Raw genomic sequence first — 17016 nt, 5'->3', positions numbered from 1 at the left:
ATTTATTCTTTTGATTCTATTCTAAAACCGACATCGGTAATACCTTCGAGATTTTTTACGCCTTCAATTTTTCCGGTTTGTCTCACGGCGTGTTTGATGGTTACCTTGTAAACGCCTTTTTGGTCAAATTTTTCGTTTGCTTTATAGAATAATTTACTTTCTTTAACATCGGTAAAACCTTCACCAAGAAGTGTGCCGTCAGGATTTGTCATGATGTATTCGAGCGTATCTACTTTAACTTTTCTATTGGGTTGTTCTAATGAAACGATTAGAAATAAATTGCTGAATTGGTAATCATCATTGTTTCTAACGTTTACAAACATATCATAGTTTTTATTACTATCGAGTTGAGGCAATTCAAAAGAAACAATACTGTCTTTATCCCATGATTTTCCAACGGATTTGTATTCGTCAAAAACTCTCTTTTTGTCACAAGAGAATAAAAAACAGCATAATAAAACAAGAATTAAACTATTTTTTTTGTTCATTTCGGTTATTGGTTGATGGCTTTTTATTTTGATTGTTTGGTCTTCTTTTTTTGTTGTTGTTTTTTTTCTTTTTGGGTTGGTCAAAACGAGTAAGACTCTCTTGTCCCATGGCGTTACTAAACGTAGTTTCTGGTTCAATTACAATTTCTTCGGCAAAATCTTCGAGTGCAGAAACTCTAATTTTTTGTTTGTTTTGAGCAATGATTTCTTTTACCTGATCAATTTTTAACACATGCCAATTGGCAAAATTATCGGTATATGCAAACCACATTAACCCTTTGAAAATATCTTGTTTTTGGCAAATAGCATCGCCTTTTTCGGTATAAAGTTTGGTTTCAAAATCGGGAAAATCTTTTAGCGCATCCATGTAAGTGTCTAATTCATAGTTTAGACAGCATTTCAATTTTCCGCATTGACCAGCCAGTTTTTGTGGATTTAGCGAAAGTTGTTGGTAACGCGCTGCTGATGTATTCACGCTTCTAAAATCGGTTAGCCAAGTAGAACAGCATAATTCGCGTCCACAAGAACCAATTCCACCAAGTCGTGCAGCTTCTTGACGAAAACCAACTTGTTTCATCTCGATTCTGATTTTGAAAACTTGAGCAAACTCTTTGATTAATTGTCTAAAATCTACCCTATCTTCGGCGGTGTAGTAAAAAATCGCTTTTGAACCATCACCTTGAAATTCGATGTCGGAGATTTTCATTTGAAGTTTTAAAGCAATAGCAATTTCACGAGCTTTTACCTTCATTGGTTCTTCTTTGTCTCGTGCTTCACTCCAAATATCGATGTCTTTTTGGGATGCTTTTCGGTAGATTTTTTGAATTTCGGCAGAAGTAGGATTTACACCTTTTTTCTTCATTTGGATTTTCACCAATTCACCTGTAAGAGTAACAATACCTATATCGTGTCCTGGCGAAGCTTCAGTAGCAACAATATCGCCAATGCTTAATGTTAATTTTTCTGTGTTTCGATAAAACTCCTTTCTTCCGTTTTTAAAACGTACTTCAACACAGTCAAAAGGTATTTCTCCATTTGAAGGACTCATGTTAGAAAGCCAATCAAAAACTGTTAATTTGTTGCAGCTATCGGTGCCGCAAGTCCCATTATTTTTGCATCCTCTAGGCGAACTGCCATCAGACGTTGAACAACTTGTACATGCCATAATTTGAATATATATTGGTCATCTCGATGTATAACCGAGACTACTTATCATAGATAACGTTAAAAGTGTAAAGATAGTATTTTTAACTGTTAAAAAACAAAACAGAAATCCCAAATTCCAAAACAGTATTTGTATTGAAATCTGGGATTTTGAAAGGTTTAATTTTAAACTATTTATCCTAAAATCTTAAATAATTTATCTGATAATCTTACTCTAAACGGCACTTCGAATGTTATTTTGTCTCCCACTTTTGCAGATGAATTTTCACTTCCGTTGACGAACATTTTTTCTAAAACCAATTCCTGATTTCCAGTTGTTGGTCCAGAAATTAAGATTTTGTCGCCAAGTTGTACTTCATTTTTTTCTAGAATAAAAAGTGCAACTTGTGCTTTTACAAAGTAATGTTCGGCTTTGCCAAGTAGTGATTTTTTTACTTTTATTTTTTGACGAATATCTTTTATTTCTTGTGCTTTTGCTAAAGCAGTATCCGAAAGTTCTCCTGAATGTTTGAATTTCAAATTTTCTGATTTTCCTTTTCTGAAAACTTTATTACCCACTTGTTTTCCTCTGCGAAGTTTTACTTGTTCGGCTAATGGCAAATGTGTGATTTCTAAACATTCGGTTGAACAACAATTTTCCATTGCTGCTTTACATTCATCACATTGAATAAACAATAAATGGCAACCATCGTTTAAACAATTGGTGTGATTGTCGCAAGGTTTTCCACATTGATGGCATTGCGAAACGATATCGTCTGTAATTCTTTCCCCTAATCGATGATCAAAAACGAAATTCTTTCCTATAAATTTACTTTCTAAGTTTTCTTCCTTGATTTGTTTAGCATAATTGATAATTCCGCCTTCAAGCTGAAACACATTTTTAAAACCTTGGTGTTTAAAATAGGCTGATGCTTTTTCGCAACGAATTCCTCCAGTGCAATACATCACTAAGTTTTTATCTTCTTTAAAATCTTTTAATTGCTCGTTGATGATTGGTAAACTTTCTCTAAAAGTTTCTACATCTGGCGTAATCGCACCTTTAAAATGACCAATCTCACTTTCGTAATGATTTCTAAAATCTACTACAATGGTGTTTGGATCTTCTAATATTTGGTTGAATTCCTTTGCTTTCAAATGCACTCCAATATTGGTAACATCAAATGTTTCATCATTCAAACCGTCGGCTACAATTTTGTCGCGAACTTTTACAGTCAATTTCAAAAACGAATGATCGTCATGTTCTACGGCAACATTCAAGCGAATGTTTTTCATGAAATCATAGGCTTCTAAAGTTTCTCTAAAAGCTTCGATATTCTCGGCTGGAATACTCATTTGAGCATTGATTCCTTCCTTGGCTACATAGGTTCGACCAAGAGCATCGAGTTTATTCCATTGGACAAATAAATCGTCGCGAAATTTTTTGGGATCTTCAATTTTGGCGTACGCATAGAAAGATAATGTAAGACGTTGTTGTCCGGCTTCATCAATAAGTTGAGCTCTTTCTTCTGCGCTTAAGGTGTTATACAGTTGCATGCTATAAACGTTTAAGTGAGAAATAGGTATTGAACTCTAAATGGAAGAATTCGAGGCAAATTTACATCTTTTTTCAAATAAAAAAACCCTAACAATTTTTCAATTGAAAGGGTTTCTTTTTCATAGCAATTCTTAATTTTTAATTTATAACCACACAATCACCGTTTACGCATTCTACAGAAGTTGGCGGTAATTCAACAGCACAATCTGATACGGCATTAGTTTGGATGTTATATTGATGATCCATTTCATTGAACTCTGTAACCATTTGTTGTAATTGAGTAAGATTTACCGAACTTGGAAAAAGCAAATATTCTTTTGGTCCACCACATGGTTTGCTTCCAAAAGCAATGTAGTTACAACTTCCTGAGCAATCAAAACTGTTTATGTAATTGGTTATTTCAGCTTTTTTTGCATCCAATATTGGTTGCGTAATTACTTCATCATTTAAGACTGAGTTATCATCAGAGCCAGAACATTGAAATGATAAAAATGCGACTAAAAGTACGAATGTTTTAAAAAGAGTTTTCATTGGTTTTTGGGTTAGGTCAAACAATTTCAAAGCAATTTTTATTATTAGATATAAAAACTTCAAAAAGGTTGCGTTAAAAATGAAAAAATCCTTTCAACTGAAAGGATTTTATTTTTTTAGCAAAATTCTGAGTAAGCATCTTTAAGGTTTTCTGCTATCATTTCAGCAGGTCGACCTTCTATATGATGACGTTCTAGCATGTGAACCAATTCGCCATTTTTAAACAAAGCCATACTTGGCGATGATGGAGGAAAAGGAAACATTTCTTCTCTTGCAGCATCAACCGCTTCTCTGTCAACTCCTGCAAAAACAGTCACTAAATGATCTGGTTTTTTAGCTCCATCCAAACTCATTTTTGCTCCTGGACGAGCATTTCTTGCAGCGCAACCACAAACAGAATTCACAACAACTAATGTTGTTCCCTCAGCTTTGATAGCGTTTTTCACTTCTTCTGAATTATATAAATTTTGAAAACCTGCATCTGTTAATTCAGCACGCATTGGTTTTACCATTTCTTCTGGATACATAATTTTAATATTAGATTTTAGATATATGATATTAGATTTTAAAAATCTTGTACAAAGGTAATGAGAATTCTAATTTTTCGAATAGTTGTTTTCATAAAGATTTGTTATAGTTTAATCAGATTAACAAATCTACTTATTGATTCTTTGGAAACACCATTTTCATTCAAATGTGTGATAAAAGCACTTCCAATAATTGCTCCAGAACCAAATTCGCAAACCGTTTCAAAAGTCTTTTTATTATGAACGCCAAAACCAATTAGATGCGGATTTTGTAGCTTCATATTCTGAATTCGCTTATAATATTCTGTTTGAAAAGTAATCGCATTGGTACTTCCTGTAATGCTATTGGACGAAACCAAATAAATAAATCCAGAGGAATAACTGTCCAATTGCTTGATGCGTTCTTCTGAAGTTTCTGGTGTTATTAGCAACACATTTGAAACTTGATTTACTTCACACAATTCTTTAAAATTCGAAAGATAATAATGCAATGGCATATCGGGAATGATAATTCCGTCAACACCAACTTGTGCACATTTTTCTATGAATGCTGCCTCTCCAAATTGCAAAACCACATTCAAATAACCCATCAATATAATTGGTTTTTGAGTGATGCTTCGAAGCGATTGCAATTGTTCGAATAAAAGATTTAAGGTCATGCCGTTTTCAATCGCTTGACCACTACTTTCTTGAATAACTGGTCCATCTGCTAATGGATCAGAATACGGAAATCCAATTTCAATCATATCAACATCACTTTCATCTAAATGTTTTAAAATAGTTAGCGTATCGTTCAAATTTGGAAATCCTGCTGTAAAATAGAGTGACAAAATGTTCTCTTTTTTAGTTTCAAATAAAGATTGAATTCTATTGTTCATCGTTTCTGTAATTTTGTAATGTTGCCAAATCTTTGTCGCCTCTTCCTGATAAATTTACGACTACAACATCGGTAGTTTTTAGTTTCATTTTATGCAAATAAGCCAAAGCATGTGCCGACTCAATCGCTGGAATAATGCCTTCGTTTCGAGATAAATCATATGCGGCTTGCATGGCTTCATCATCAGTAATTGAAACCACTTCCGCCTTTTTTGTATCGTGTAAATAAGAATGTATCGGACCAATTCCGGGATAATCCAATCCTGCCGAAATCGAATGTGGTTCTACAATCTGACCATCATCAGTTTGAATTAAATAGGTTTTACTTCCGTGGATAATTCCTTTTTTACCCAAAGCAATTGTAGCTGCCGTTTTTCCAGAATGAACACCTAAACCGCCAGCTTCCACAGCAATTAATTGTGTTTTTCCATTGTCAATAAAATGATAGAAAGCTCCAATAGCGTTGCTTCCGCCACCAAGGCAAGCCACAACATAATCTGGGTTTTCATCGCCTGTTTTTTCTTTCAATTGGATTTTGATTTCTTCACTGATAACCGATTGAAATTGCGCCACCAAATCGGGATAAGGATGCGGACCAACCACCGAGCCAATAATATAATGTGTTCCAACTGGATCATTTATCCAAGCTCTGATAGCTTCATTTGTTGCATCTTTCAAGGTTTTACTTCCGCTCGTTGCAGGTTGAATTTTTGCACCTAAAAGACGCATGCGTTCTACATTTGGTTTTTGGCGTTCGATGTCAATTTCACCCATGTAAATCGTGCAATCCAAACCTAATAATGCACAAGCAGTAGCAGTCGCAACTCCATGTTGTCCAGCGCCAGTTTCAGCAATAATTCGTTTTTTATTGAGTCGTTTGGCTAACAAAACCTGACCAATTGCATTGTTGATTTTGTGTGCGCCAGTATGATTCAAATCTTCTCTTTTCAGATAAATTTGCGCTTGGAATTGTTCCGATAAATTCTTCGAAAAATACAACGGTGTTGGTCGCCCAACATAATCTTTCAATAACAATTTGAATTCGTTTTGAAAGTCTTCGGTTGCTATGATTTGCAAATAATTTTTTTGTAATTCCAAAACGTTAGGATACAACATTTCGGGTACAAATGCTCCTCCAAATTCGCCATAAAATCCGTTTTCATCTGGTTGTAAAGTCGTTTTCATCGTCTTCTTATTTTTTCTATTAATTCGCTCACTTCTTCAGTGATTTTTTTAGTATTTGTATCTTCTAATCTGCTATTGAAATCCAATCCTACTAACATCGGATAATTAGCGTATTTAATCTTTCCGATGCTATGAATGCTTAATCCGCCACTTAAAAAAAAGGGTTTGGATAAGGTGTAATTTTCTAATAATTCCCAATCAAATGGTTGCCCGCTTCCGCCATATTTTGGAGTTTTTGTGTCAAATAAAAAGTAGTCGCAAATCGTTTCATAAGCCACAACATCATTAAAGTTGAAATAATTATCTACCGAAAATACTTTGATAATTTTGATGTTATTTTCTTTTAAAATTTCACATTCAGCAACCGTTTCATTTCCATGTAATTGAATAAAATCAAACGAAAATTCATTTTGAATTTCGATAATTCGATTAACATCTTCATTTACAAAAACAGCAACTTTTTTAATGTTTTCAGGTAATTTTTCTAACGATTTGAATGAAAAATCTTCACCAACATAACGCTTCGATTTTGGGTAAAAAATAAATCCCATATAATCGGGTTGCAATGCTCCGACTTCAAGTATATTTTTTGGAAATTTCATTCCGCAGATTTTAATCTTCATCCCTTCAATTTTTGAATTAGTTCATAACATTTTACAGCAGGTTGTTCTTCTTTCATAAAATATTCTCCAATCAAAAAACCATCAAATCCATTGGCTTTTAATAGTTGAATTGTTTCCAAAGATTGAATGCCACTTTCTGCAATTTTTAAACTCGATTTTGGAAGTAATTGCGCCAATCTAATGCTGTTTTCAACCAAAACTTCAAACGAATTTAAATTGCGATTGTTAATTCCAATCAAATCAAAATTCAAATCAAGATTATCCAAAATTTCAGCTTCGTTTTGGGTTTCTAGAAACACTTCTAATCCGAGTTCGTGAGCCAAATTGGTATACGACTGCAATTGTTTTTTGGTCAAAATTTTAGCAATCAATAAAATAACATCGGCACCCATAGCTTTTGATTGAAATAATTGATATTCATCTACAATAAAGTCTTTTCTCAAAATAGGAATAGCATTATTTTGTCGCGCCAATTCAAAATCGGTTGGTTTTGCTCCAAAGAAATTTTCATCACTTAAAACCGATAAACCCGACACCAATGCTTCGGTATAACCTTGCGTAACTTCAACCACATTCGCATCTAAATTGATGTTTCCTTTGGCAGGTGATTTTCGTTTGAATTCGGCAATAATTCCACCAGTAACCGAACTTGTAATGGCTTTTTTTAACGAACGTGTTGCCGATTGAAACAAAGGAAATTGCTCTAATGCTTCAATAGGAATTGTAGATTTTAAAGCGGCAACTTCTTTTAATTTTTGTGCTTTTATAGTATCTAAAATAGTCATCGAATTTCAGTTAAAATGGTTAATGATTGCTTCGCTTTCTGTTCAAATAAGGAGATTTTTGCTAGTTCAAATGCTTCTTGAAAATCTAAATTTTGATGATAGGTTTGAATGGCCACAGCGGCGTTCGACAACACTACATTATTTTGTGACGTTGTTCCTTTTCCGTTGATGATGGTCGTAAAAATTTCTGTAGCTTCGGCAACGGTATTTCCGCCAAATAATTGATCATAATTTACTTTAGGCAATTGAAAATCGGATGCATTTAAAATGTGCTCACCGTCATTTTGAATAATTTTGACGCTATCCGTTAAAGTGATTTCATCAAAACCATCCAAACCATAAATAATACTATAATTGGAATTATTATTTTGCAAAATGTAATGGTACATTCGAGCCAATTCTAAACTAAAAACACCACTCATTTGTACTTTTGGTTCTGCAGGATTAACCAATGGACCTAACATATTGAAGAAGGTTTTTACTCCTAATTCTTTTCGGATTGGTCCAACAGTTTTCATTGCTGGATGAAACAATGGAGCGTGTAAAAAAGTGATATTCGCTTCTTTAATTTGGGTTTCGATAACGGCATTATCGGTTGGAAATGCAACGCCCAAACTTTCTAAAACATTAGACGAACCAGAAACCGATGAAACACCATAATTTCCGTGTTTGGCAACAGGAATTCCTGCTCCAGCAACCACAAAAGAAGTTAAAGTTGAAATGTTAAACGTGTTTTTTCCATCGCCACCAGTACCGCAAACATCCATCGGATTGTAAGCTGATAAATCTACTTTATGACACAACGAAAGTAAGGCTTCTCTAAAACCAATTAGTTCGTCAAGCGTGATATTTCGCATGATGAAAACCGTCAAAAAAGAAGCAATTTGACTTGAATTGTATTTTCCTAAAGCTATATTTTCTAGAACTTCTTTGGCTTCTTCTTTAGAAAATGTTTTGTGTGCGTATAAGTAGTCTAATATATTTTTCATGTCTAATTCTTTAACCAATTGTTGATAATTTGCGCTCCGTGTTCTGTCAAAACGGACTCGGGATGAAATTGTACACCACGCCAATTGAATGTTTTATGTTTGATTGCCATAATATTTTGATTTTCATCTTTGGCTAATATTTCAAAATCGGCGGTGTTTGAAGGTGCTACAACCCACGAATGATAATGACCAACTTTGAAATTTTTCGGAATATTTTCAAACAAATAATCGTCTTTTTCGATAGAAATGGTAGAGGCAATTCCGTGTAAAGGTTCGCTTAAATTGTGTAAAAATCCACCAGAAAATTCGGCAATAGCTTGATGACCTAAACAAACTCCGAGTATAGCAACCGATTTATTTTTTTCTAAAACTTCCATCATTTTTCCAGCATTTACTGGAATTCCTGGACCAGGAGAAAGCACTATTTTATCATACAAATGAAAGGTTTCAAAATTTATTTTATCATTTTTCACAACATCGATTGTGGCATCAACCAAATTATGCATCATACAAACTAAATTGTACACAAACGAGTCGTAATTGTCTATAACTAATACTTTCATAACTTATATTATTTGCGCCAAATCAATTGCTTTTCGCAATGCCGTTAGCTTGTTATTTACTTCATTAAGTTCCGATTGCGCATCCGATTTTGTTACAATTCCACATCCAGCTTGATAAGTCAATTCGTTTTTATAACTCAAAAAAGAGCGAATAAAAATGGCGTGATTGAAGGTTTTATCTAATCCAATAATTCCAATCGCACCACCATAAAAACCGCGACTATCGGGTTCGTTTTCGTCAATAATTTGCATCGCTCTATGCTTTGGCGCACCCGATAAAGTTCCTGCTGGATACGTATCTCCAAGAATTTTAATAGGATTGAAATCGTCTTTAAGTTGTGCACTAACTTTAGAAACCATATGAATTACGTGCGAATACAATTCGATTTCCTTAAATCGTTCAACGGTTACTTCAGTACTGTTTTTACTCAAATCGTTTCGTGCCAAATCGACCAACATGATGTGTTCGGCATTCTCTTTCGGATCCATTTGCAAAGCTTCCGACAATACTTTATCATCATCTGAATTTCCAGTTCTTTTAAACGTTCCTGCAATTGGGTTGATAATGGCTTTTTGATTGTTTATCGTCAATTGTGCTTCTGGCGATGAACCAAAAATTTTAAAATTTCCATAATCGAAGTAAAATAAATAAGGCGATGGATTTATGGAACGCAAAGCTCTGTAAACATTGAATTCATCGCCTTGAAATTGTTGTTTGAATTTTCGCGAAAGCACTACTTGAAATACGTCACCTTGAAAACAATGTTGCTGACCAATGGCAATTTTTTCTAAAAATTCTTCATCATTGAAATTAGACGTTTCGTCGTTTATTTTCTTAAAATGAAAGGTTGTTACCGCACGATTGGCTACCAAATCAACGAGTTCGGATAAATTTGATTTTTGATCGGGCAAAAGATTTTCTAGGATAAATAACTCGTTATTAAAATGATTAAAAACAATGGTAAATCGGAACAAATGATACTGCATTAACGGTAAATCAAACGACTGATTTTTAAATTCAATGTCTTCAAATAACGGAATAGCATCATAAGAAGTATAGCCAAATAAACCGTTGGTGACAAATCCCAAATTCAAATCTTCCGACTGAAAAGAAGTGGTGAATTGATGTAATTCTGAAGCAATTTCAACAGCATTAGTTGGTTTTACTTGACTAGTTCCATCAGGAAAATCAAGTGTTGCCGTTTCTTTTTTTACCACAAACGAAGCTATTGGTTGAAAACACAAGTAGGAAAAACTATTTTCTTTACTTTTATAATCAGAGCTTTCCAATAAAAGACTTGTTGGAAATTTATCGCGCAACTTCAAGTACAATTCTACTGGTGTGTGCGTATCGCTTAGCGTTTTTTTAAATTTTGTTTGAAAAGAATACATATATTTTAAATTGTTTTGGAAAAATTAGACATAAAAAAAACCCGCTTGGAAAAGCGGGTTTGACGATATTGTAGAAATTTACAAATAGCAATTACCAACCAATTCCAAGAACGGAGTTAGTCATGTGCCACCAATTTGTATTTTGTATTTTGTTCATCATAATCGGTACAAACGTATTGAATTATTTTGTTGCAATTGCACTATTTTTTAAATTTTAACATTTGTTCTATGAAATTATTTCTTCATTCTGCGCATCAATTCTTGTTCTATATCATTTAATTTCATGTTTTTAGCTTGAAGTAAAATCAAATAATGAAACAATAAATCGGCAGCTTCACCAATAAACAAATCTTTATTGTCATCTTTGGCTTCGATTACCAATTCAACTGCTTCTTCACCAACTTTTTGGGCCATTTTGTTGATGCCTTTTTGATAAAGTGAAGCAACATACGATGCTGAACTTGGGTTCGAAATGCGGTTTTCAATGACGTTTTCCAATTCGTTTAGAAAAGAAATTTGATGTTCTGTTGCAAAACAAGAAGTCGTTCCGTTGTGGCAAGTTGGTCCGTTGGGAATGACTTGAATCAGCAACGCATCTCGATCGCAATCTTCTTTTATGGAAACTACTTTTAGAAAATTTCCAGACGTTTCACCTTTGGTCCACAAACGATTTTTGCTACGGCTGAAGAACGTTACCACATTTTCTTCTTGTGTTTTTTGCAAGGCTTCTTCGTTCATGTAACCCAACATTAAAACCTGTTGCGTTTCGCTATTTTGGATAATTACAGGAATTAATCCGTTGTTTTTTGAGAAATCTACCTTCATCTGATGGGAATATTTTGAGTTTTTAAAACGTTTTTTAATTCGGAAATAGGCACTTCATTAAAGTGAAAAATACTTGCTGCTAATCCGGCGCTGACTTCAGTTTTGGTAAATAAATCTATAAAATGCTGCGAATTTCCTGCGCCACCAGAAGCGATAACTGGAATAGAAACGGCTTTACTGATTTCATTTGTAATTTGTAATGCAAATCCATCTTTGGAACCATCGTTGTTCATTGAAGTTATTAGTAATTCGCCTGCACCTAATTTTTCGACTTTTTTTGCCCAATCGATAGCTAAAATTCCAGTTGATTCTGTTCCGCCTTTGATGAAAACAAACCAATCATTTTTCACTTTTTTGATGTCGATAGCAACGACTAAACTTTGACTACCAAAAGCATCTGAAATTTGCGTAACTAACTCAGGATTTAAAACGGCAGCCGAATTGATACTCACTTTATCAGCACCAGATTGCAATAATAATCGCGCATCATCAACCGATTGAATGCCGCCACCAACTGTGAATGGAATATTGATTTCTTTGGACAATTGTGTGACCATTTCGGCTAATGTTTTTCGCTTTTCCAATGTTGCAGAAATGTCTAAAAACACCAATTCGTCCGCACCATTTTTAGAGTAAAACGAAGCCAATTCTACAGGATTTCCTGCGTCTTTTAATTCCAAAAATTGAACGCCTTTTACAACGCGTCCATCTTTAATATCCAAACACGGAATAATTCTTTTCTTTAACATAATTCGCGTAGATTTTCAATTTTGATTGTGCCTTCATACAATGCTTTTCCGATGATGGCACCTTCGCAACCTATAGTTTTTAATAGTTCTAAATCGGAAATAGTTGTAACGCCACCACTGGCAATTAAATTGACTTTTGTTTTTTCTAAAATATTAGAATACAATTCATTAGAAGTTCCTTGAAGCATTCCATCTTTGGAAATATCAGTACAAATAACTGTTGAAATTCCTTTTGAAACGTAATCAGAAATATAATCGACGACATCAATTTCGGATGTTTCTAACCAACCATGAGTAGCAATTTTTCTATTCAAACAATCGGCACCCAAAATGATTTTGTCACTTCCAAATTCAGTCAACCATTCTAAAAATTCGATTGGATTTTTTGCAGCAATGCTTCCGCCTGTAATTTGATTGGCTCCGTTTTCAAAAGCAGTTTCGAGGTCTTTTCGTTGTTTCAATCCGCCACCAAAATCAATTTTCAAATTAGTTTTTGTTGCAATTTGATACAATACTTTATGGTTGACAATTTGGTTTGATTTTGCGCCATCCAAATCCACTAAATGCAAGTATTGTATGCCGTTATCTTCAAAATATTTGGCAACTTCCAACGGATTTTCGTTATATATTTTTTGTGTGGCATAATCGCCTTTGGTCAATCGGACGCATTTTCCGTTGATGATGTCTATGGCTGGAATAATTCTCATAATTTTTTTACCATTTAATTTTTTTTAAAACCATTAAGTGATTTAAGAAAATTAAGTATGAATCTGAAGGAAACTTAATATCTTAATGGTTAAATTTTTTGCGTATTTATAATTTCAAAAAGTTTAATAATAATCGTTCGCCAACACTAGATGATTTTTCAGGATGAAATTGTGTAGCATAGAAATTATCCTTTTGCATCGAAGCACTAAACGGAACGATATAATCGCAAACCGCTGTGGTTTCTTCACTTATTTCGGCATAAAAACTGTGTACAAAATAGAAATTTTCATCGGCTGAAATTCCGTTATACAATTCAGAATTTAACTTTGAAATGTTATTCCAACCCATGTGTGGCACTTTTAATTTGGGTTCAAATTTCTTTACAGTTGCTTCAAAAATTCCTAAACATTCTGTGTTGCCTTCTTCTGAAAATTGGCACATCAACTGTTGCCCAAGGCAAATTCCTAGAACTGGTTGTTTGAGGTTTTTTATGACTTCATCCAAACCTTTTTCTTTAAGATAATTCATCGCCGAACTCGCTTCGCCAACGCCTGGAAAAATAACTTTTTCGGCTAACTTCAAAATCGTTTCATCATCGGTAACGATGCAAGAATAACCCAATCGTTCGATGGCATTTTTCACCGAAGTGATGTTGCCAGCGTTGTATTTTACTATTGCTATCATAGGATTCCTTTTGTGCTTGGTATGCCGTTTGTTCCATCTTTTTGAACTGCCATTTTTATCGCTTTTGCAAATGCTTTGAAAATAGCTTCTATTTTGTGGTGTTCGTTTTCGCCTTCACATTTAATATTCAAATTGCATTTGGCACCATCACAAAACGACTTAAAAAAGTGCGAGAACATTTCGGTGGGCATTTCTCCAATTTTTTCACGTTTGAATTCGGCATTCCAAACCAACCAAGAACGACCGCCAAAATCTAGTGCTACTTGCGACAAACAATCGTCCATTGGAAGTAAAAAACCGTAACGCGTAATGCCCTTTTTAGAACCTAAAGCTTGTGAAAAAACATCTCCTAAAGCAATTCCAACATCTTCGATTGTGTGGTGTTCGTCAACGTACAAATCGCCTTTTACATCAATGTTTAAATCGATGTTTCCGTGTTTGGCAATTTGGTCGAGCATGTGGTCAAAAAATCCTAAACCAGTATTGATGTTGCTTTTTCCGTTGCCATCCAAATTGATTTCGACCGCAATTTCGGTTTCTTTTGTTGTTCGAATTAATTTTCCAACTCGAGGTTGTTCCTTTAAAAATTGATAAATAGTTTCCCAAGAAGTCGTTGATAAAACCGCTTTTTCATGGGCTGTAGCCGAAATAAAAATCGCCTGACTTCCTAAATTTTCTGCTAGTTGAATATCAGTAACTCTATCTCCAATTACGAAGGAATTTTTTAAATCGTAATTGCCTTTCACATATTGTTGCAACAAAGCAGTTCCAGGTTTTCTTGTAGGCAAATTTTGCTCTGGAAAAGAAACGTCAATAATAACATCAGAAAATTGAATTCCTTCGTTTTCAAATGCTTTCATCATTTTATTTTGTGCTGGCCAAAACGTGCTTTCCGGAAACGAATCGGTACCCATTCCGTCTTGATTGGTCACTATAACCAACTCATAATCGAGTTCTTTAGCAATGCATGATAAATACTGAAAAACCTGAGGATAAAACTCCAATTTTTCCAAACTATCCACTTGAAAATCGATTGGCGGTTCAATGATTAACGTGCCATCTCTATCTATAAATAATACCTTCTTCATGACATAACTAAATTTAAAGCATACAATAATTGTTGGTTTTCTCGTGGTGTTCCAATGGTAATTCGAATGGTGTTTTCAACTACCGAACTACGGTTGCGTGTGATGATTTGTTGTTCAATTAAACTGTTGTAAATGGCAGTGGCATTTTCCATTTCGACTAGTAAAAAATTGGCATCTGAAGGATAAATTTTAGTAACAAAATCCAATGCCAAAAGTGATTGTTTTAAAAGTTCTCGTTCAGAAATAATAAGTTGTATTTTCGATTTAAAATCATCATCACTAGCTAGTGATTTTACCGCTGCTTCTTGGTTTAACTGACTGATATTATAAGGCGGTTTTACTTTGTTCATCATCGAAATAATGTTCTCATTGGCATACGCAATTCCTACGCGAACTGCTGCCAAACCTCGTGCTTTACTAAACGTTTGTGAAACTATTAAATTTGGAAATTGTTTGATTTTGGAAACCAAAGAAGGTTGTTCACTAAAGTCAATATATGCTTCGTCTAAAAACACAATTCCGTTGAAATTTTCAATGATGTATTCTAGATTTTCTAATGAATTTCCTGTTGGATTGTTGGGCGAACACAAGTACAAAACTTTGGCATTTTGCGCTAAAATTGCTTCCGAATTCAACTGAAAATCTTCGGTTAGTGGAATGGAAATAATTTCTAGATTATTAATATTTCCGTAAACTTCATACATGCCATACGTTGGCGGACAAATGATTATTTTATCTTCGTTGGGTTCGCAAAAAACACGCTGGACTAAATCAATAATTTCATCACTTCCATTTCCAATTAATATGTTTTCAATTCCGACTTTTTTCTGACTGCTTAAAATTTGCTTCAAGCGCCATTGGTATGGATCAGGATAACGATTTAAATTTCCAAACGGATTTTCATTGGCATCCAAAAAGATACCTTGATTGCTTTTGTACTCGTCGCGCGCACTCGAATAAGGCGTAAGCGAGAGAATATTTTTTCGAATTAAATTGGTGATATTATCCATTTTGTATTTTTTTTAATCGGATGGAAACGGCGTTTTTGTGTGCGTCTAATTGTTCGGCAGCAGCCATAATTTCTATTGTTGGTCCTAGGTTTTGAATTCCTTGCGAAGTCAGTTTTTGAATTGTAATTTTCTTCACAAAACTGTCTAACGAAACGCCGCTGTAATTTTTAGCATAACCATTTGTCGGTAAAGTGTGATTGGTTCCGCTGGCGTAATCTCCGGCACTTTCGCAACTATAATTTCCTAGGAAAATTGAACCTGCATTTTCGATTAAATTGATTTTATCTTCAGCATTTTCAATAGCCAAAATTAAATGTTCTGGTGCGTAAAAATTACTGAATTCAATTGCTGTTTTAATATCTTCAAAAACCAAAGCACGACTGTTTTCTAATGCTTTTTCTACTGTTGCTTGTCTTGGTAAAATGGCTTTCTGATTTTCGATTGCTACACTAACTTTCGATACAATTTCTTCTGAATTTGTAACCAAAATCACTTGACTATCACCACCATGTTCCGCTTGTGAAAGTAAATCGGAAGCTACGAATTCTGGATCACAACTTGCATCGGCAATTACTAATAATTCACTTGGTCCAGCTGGCATATCGATAGCTAATCCTAATTGTTGAGCATATTGTTTGGCAGCAGTTACATACTGATTTCCGGGTCCGAATATTTTTGAAACTTTCGGAATTTCATCGGTTCCAAAAGTCATTGCTGCAATGGCTTGAATGCCGCCAACTTTATACATTTGAGTTACACCTGTCAATTGTGCCGCATACAAAATCGCTGGATTGATGTTGCCGTTTTTATCTGGTGGCGAACACAAAATTATGTTTTTGCAACCTGCCAATTTAGCCGGAATTGCCAACATTAAAACCGTTGAAAAAAGTGGTGCTGTTCCGCCAGGAATGTAAATTCCGATGGTATCGATGGCACGACTTTCTCTCCAACAAAAAACACCTGAAGTGGTTTCGATTTTAGTCGGAATTTCTTTTTGAGAACTGTGAAATTTCGAAATATTATCTGCTGCAATTTGGATTGCATTTTTTAATTCGGTTGGAATTTGGGCAACCGCATTTTCAATTTCTGATGGAGTTACTGCAAAATTTTCTATTGATACACCATCAAAATAACTGGTGTATTTTTTTACAGCTTTGCTTCCGTTTTTTTGGATGTCGTTAAAAACAGCTTTCACGGTTTCGTTTAAATCGGCAGTAGCAACGGTTTTGCGTTTTGCCAATTCGTTCCATTGTTCTGCATTTGGATTTATGTAAGTTTTCATGATTATTTTATTG

19 protein-coding genes are annotated in these 17016 nt (G+C 34.4%); all 19 read right to left on the bottom strand.

The features are described 5' to 3' along the window. Positions 1-2: 2 nt before the first annotated feature. The 19 genes from IAI56_RS05880 to hisD all read right to left on the bottom strand — a co-directional run bounded on the left by IAI56_RS05880 (position 3) and on the right by hisD (position 17003). Positions 3-488 (bottom strand): gliding motility lipoprotein GldH, encoded by a 486-nt coding sequence (locus IAI56_RS05880; protein WP_187656995.1) that lies wholly within the window; start codon positions 486-488, stop codon positions 3-5. Continuing rightward, entirely contained in the window at positions 472-1653 is a 1182-nt protein-coding gene (locus IAI56_RS05875) for a PSP1 domain-containing protein (RefSeq protein WP_187656994.1), read from the bottom strand. The genes IAI56_RS05880 and IAI56_RS05875 overlap by 17 nt, the downstream gene beginning before the upstream one ends. Positions 1654-1826: 173 nt before the next feature. Next, on the bottom strand, positions 1827-3185 hold the full coding sequence (gene trhO / locus IAI56_RS05870; protein ID WP_187656993.1) for an oxygen-dependent tRNA uridine(34) hydroxylase TrhO: 1359 nt from the start codon (positions 3183-3185) through the stop codon (positions 1827-1829). 139 nt (positions 3186-3324) lie between these two features. After that, positions 3325-3717, bottom strand: coding sequence for a hypothetical protein (locus IAI56_RS05865; protein WP_187656992.1), 393 nt, complete (start codon positions 3715-3717; stop codon positions 3325-3327). A gap of 116 nt (positions 3718-3833) precedes the next feature. Continuing rightward, positions 3834-4244 carry a BrxA/BrxB family bacilliredoxin gene (locus IAI56_RS05860; RefSeq protein WP_187656991.1) on the bottom strand — a complete coding sequence of 137 codons (411 nt, stop codon included), beginning with the start codon at positions 4242-4244 and terminating at the stop codon, positions 3834-3836. Between the two features lie 104 nt (positions 4245-4348). Next, positions 4349-5122, bottom strand: a complete 774-nt coding sequence (trpA, locus tag IAI56_RS05855; protein WP_187656990.1) for a tryptophan synthase subunit alpha — start codon at positions 5120-5122, stop codon at positions 4349-4351. Further along, positions 5112-6305 (bottom strand): tryptophan synthase subunit beta, encoded by a 1194-nt coding sequence (gene trpB, locus IAI56_RS05850; RefSeq protein WP_187656989.1) that lies wholly within the window; start codon positions 6303-6305, stop codon positions 5112-5114. The genes trpA and trpB overlap by 11 nt, the downstream gene beginning before the upstream one ends. Further along, positions 6302-6928, bottom strand: a complete 627-nt coding sequence (locus tag IAI56_RS05845; protein WP_187656988.1) for a phosphoribosylanthranilate isomerase — start codon at positions 6926-6928, stop codon at positions 6302-6304. The genes trpB and IAI56_RS05845 overlap by 4 nt, the downstream gene beginning before the upstream one ends. Then, on the bottom strand, positions 6925-7713 hold the full coding sequence (gene trpC / locus IAI56_RS05840; protein ID WP_187656987.1) for an indole-3-glycerol phosphate synthase TrpC: 789 nt from the start codon (positions 7711-7713) through the stop codon (positions 6925-6927). Before trpC ends, IAI56_RS05845 begins: the two co-directional genes overlap by 4 nt. Continuing rightward, positions 7710-8702: an anthranilate phosphoribosyltransferase gene (gene trpD / locus IAI56_RS05835; protein ID WP_187656986.1), complete on the bottom strand. Its 993-nt coding sequence runs from the start codon at positions 8700-8702 to the stop codon at positions 7710-7712. Before trpD ends, trpC begins: the two co-directional genes overlap by 4 nt. Positions 8703-8704: 2 nt before the next feature. Then, the gene (locus IAI56_RS05830) at positions 8705-9265 is read right to left on the bottom strand and encodes an anthranilate synthase component II (RefSeq protein WP_187656985.1); all 561 of its coding nucleotides are present in this window, start codon (positions 9263-9265) and stop codon (positions 8705-8707) included. Positions 9266-9268: 3 nt separating this feature from the next. Then, the gene (locus IAI56_RS05825) at positions 9269-10657 is read right to left on the bottom strand and encodes an anthranilate synthase component I family protein (RefSeq protein ID WP_187656984.1); all 1389 of its coding nucleotides are present in this window, start codon (positions 10655-10657) and stop codon (positions 9269-9271) included. Between the two features lie 234 nt (positions 10658-10891). After that, the gene (hisIE, locus tag IAI56_RS05820) at positions 10892-11482 is read right to left on the bottom strand and encodes a bifunctional phosphoribosyl-AMP cyclohydrolase/phosphoribosyl-ATP diphosphatase HisIE (RefSeq protein ID WP_187656983.1); all 591 of its coding nucleotides are present in this window, start codon (positions 11480-11482) and stop codon (positions 10892-10894) included. Continuing rightward, positions 11479-12231 carry an imidazole glycerol phosphate synthase subunit HisF gene (gene hisF, locus IAI56_RS05815; RefSeq protein WP_187656982.1) on the bottom strand — a complete coding sequence of 251 codons (753 nt, stop codon included), beginning with the start codon at positions 12229-12231 and terminating at the stop codon, positions 11479-11481. The genes hisIE and hisF overlap by 4 nt, the downstream gene beginning before the upstream one ends. Then, positions 12225-12938, bottom strand: coding sequence for a 1-(5-phosphoribosyl)-5-[(5-phosphoribosylamino)methylideneamino]imidazole-4-carboxamide isomerase (hisA, locus tag IAI56_RS05810; protein ID WP_187656981.1), 714 nt, complete (start codon positions 12936-12938; stop codon positions 12225-12227). Before hisA ends, hisF begins: the two co-directional genes overlap by 7 nt. Positions 12939-13044: 106 nt before the next feature. Then, positions 13045-13623, bottom strand: a complete 579-nt coding sequence (gene hisH / locus IAI56_RS05805) for an imidazole glycerol phosphate synthase subunit HisH (protein WP_133532213.1) — start codon at positions 13621-13623, stop codon at positions 13045-13047. Next, positions 13620-14711: a bifunctional histidinol-phosphatase/imidazoleglycerol-phosphate dehydratase HisB gene (gene hisB, locus IAI56_RS05800; protein ID WP_187656980.1), complete on the bottom strand. Its 1092-nt coding sequence runs from the start codon at positions 14709-14711 to the stop codon at positions 13620-13622. The genes hisH and hisB overlap by 4 nt, the downstream gene beginning before the upstream one ends. Further along, positions 14708-15721: a histidinol-phosphate transaminase gene (gene hisC, locus IAI56_RS05795; protein ID WP_187656979.1), complete on the bottom strand. Its 1014-nt coding sequence runs from the start codon at positions 15719-15721 to the stop codon at positions 14708-14710. Before hisC ends, hisB begins: the two co-directional genes overlap by 4 nt. Next, positions 15714-17003 carry a histidinol dehydrogenase gene (gene hisD / locus IAI56_RS05790; protein WP_187656978.1) on the bottom strand — a complete coding sequence of 430 codons (1290 nt, stop codon included), beginning with the start codon at positions 17001-17003 and terminating at the stop codon, positions 15714-15716. The genes hisC and hisD overlap by 8 nt, the downstream gene beginning before the upstream one ends. Between the last annotated feature and the right edge of the window lie 13 nt (positions 17004-17016).

It is taken from the genome of Flavobacterium macrobrachii, assembly GCF_014486675.1.
Lineage (GTDB): Bacteria > Bacteroidota > Bacteroidia > Flavobacteriales > Flavobacteriaceae > Flavobacterium > Flavobacterium macrobrachii.
The sequence above is the reverse complement of the archived record's forward strand: the minus strand, read 5'-3'. Positions and strand labels throughout refer to the sequence as shown.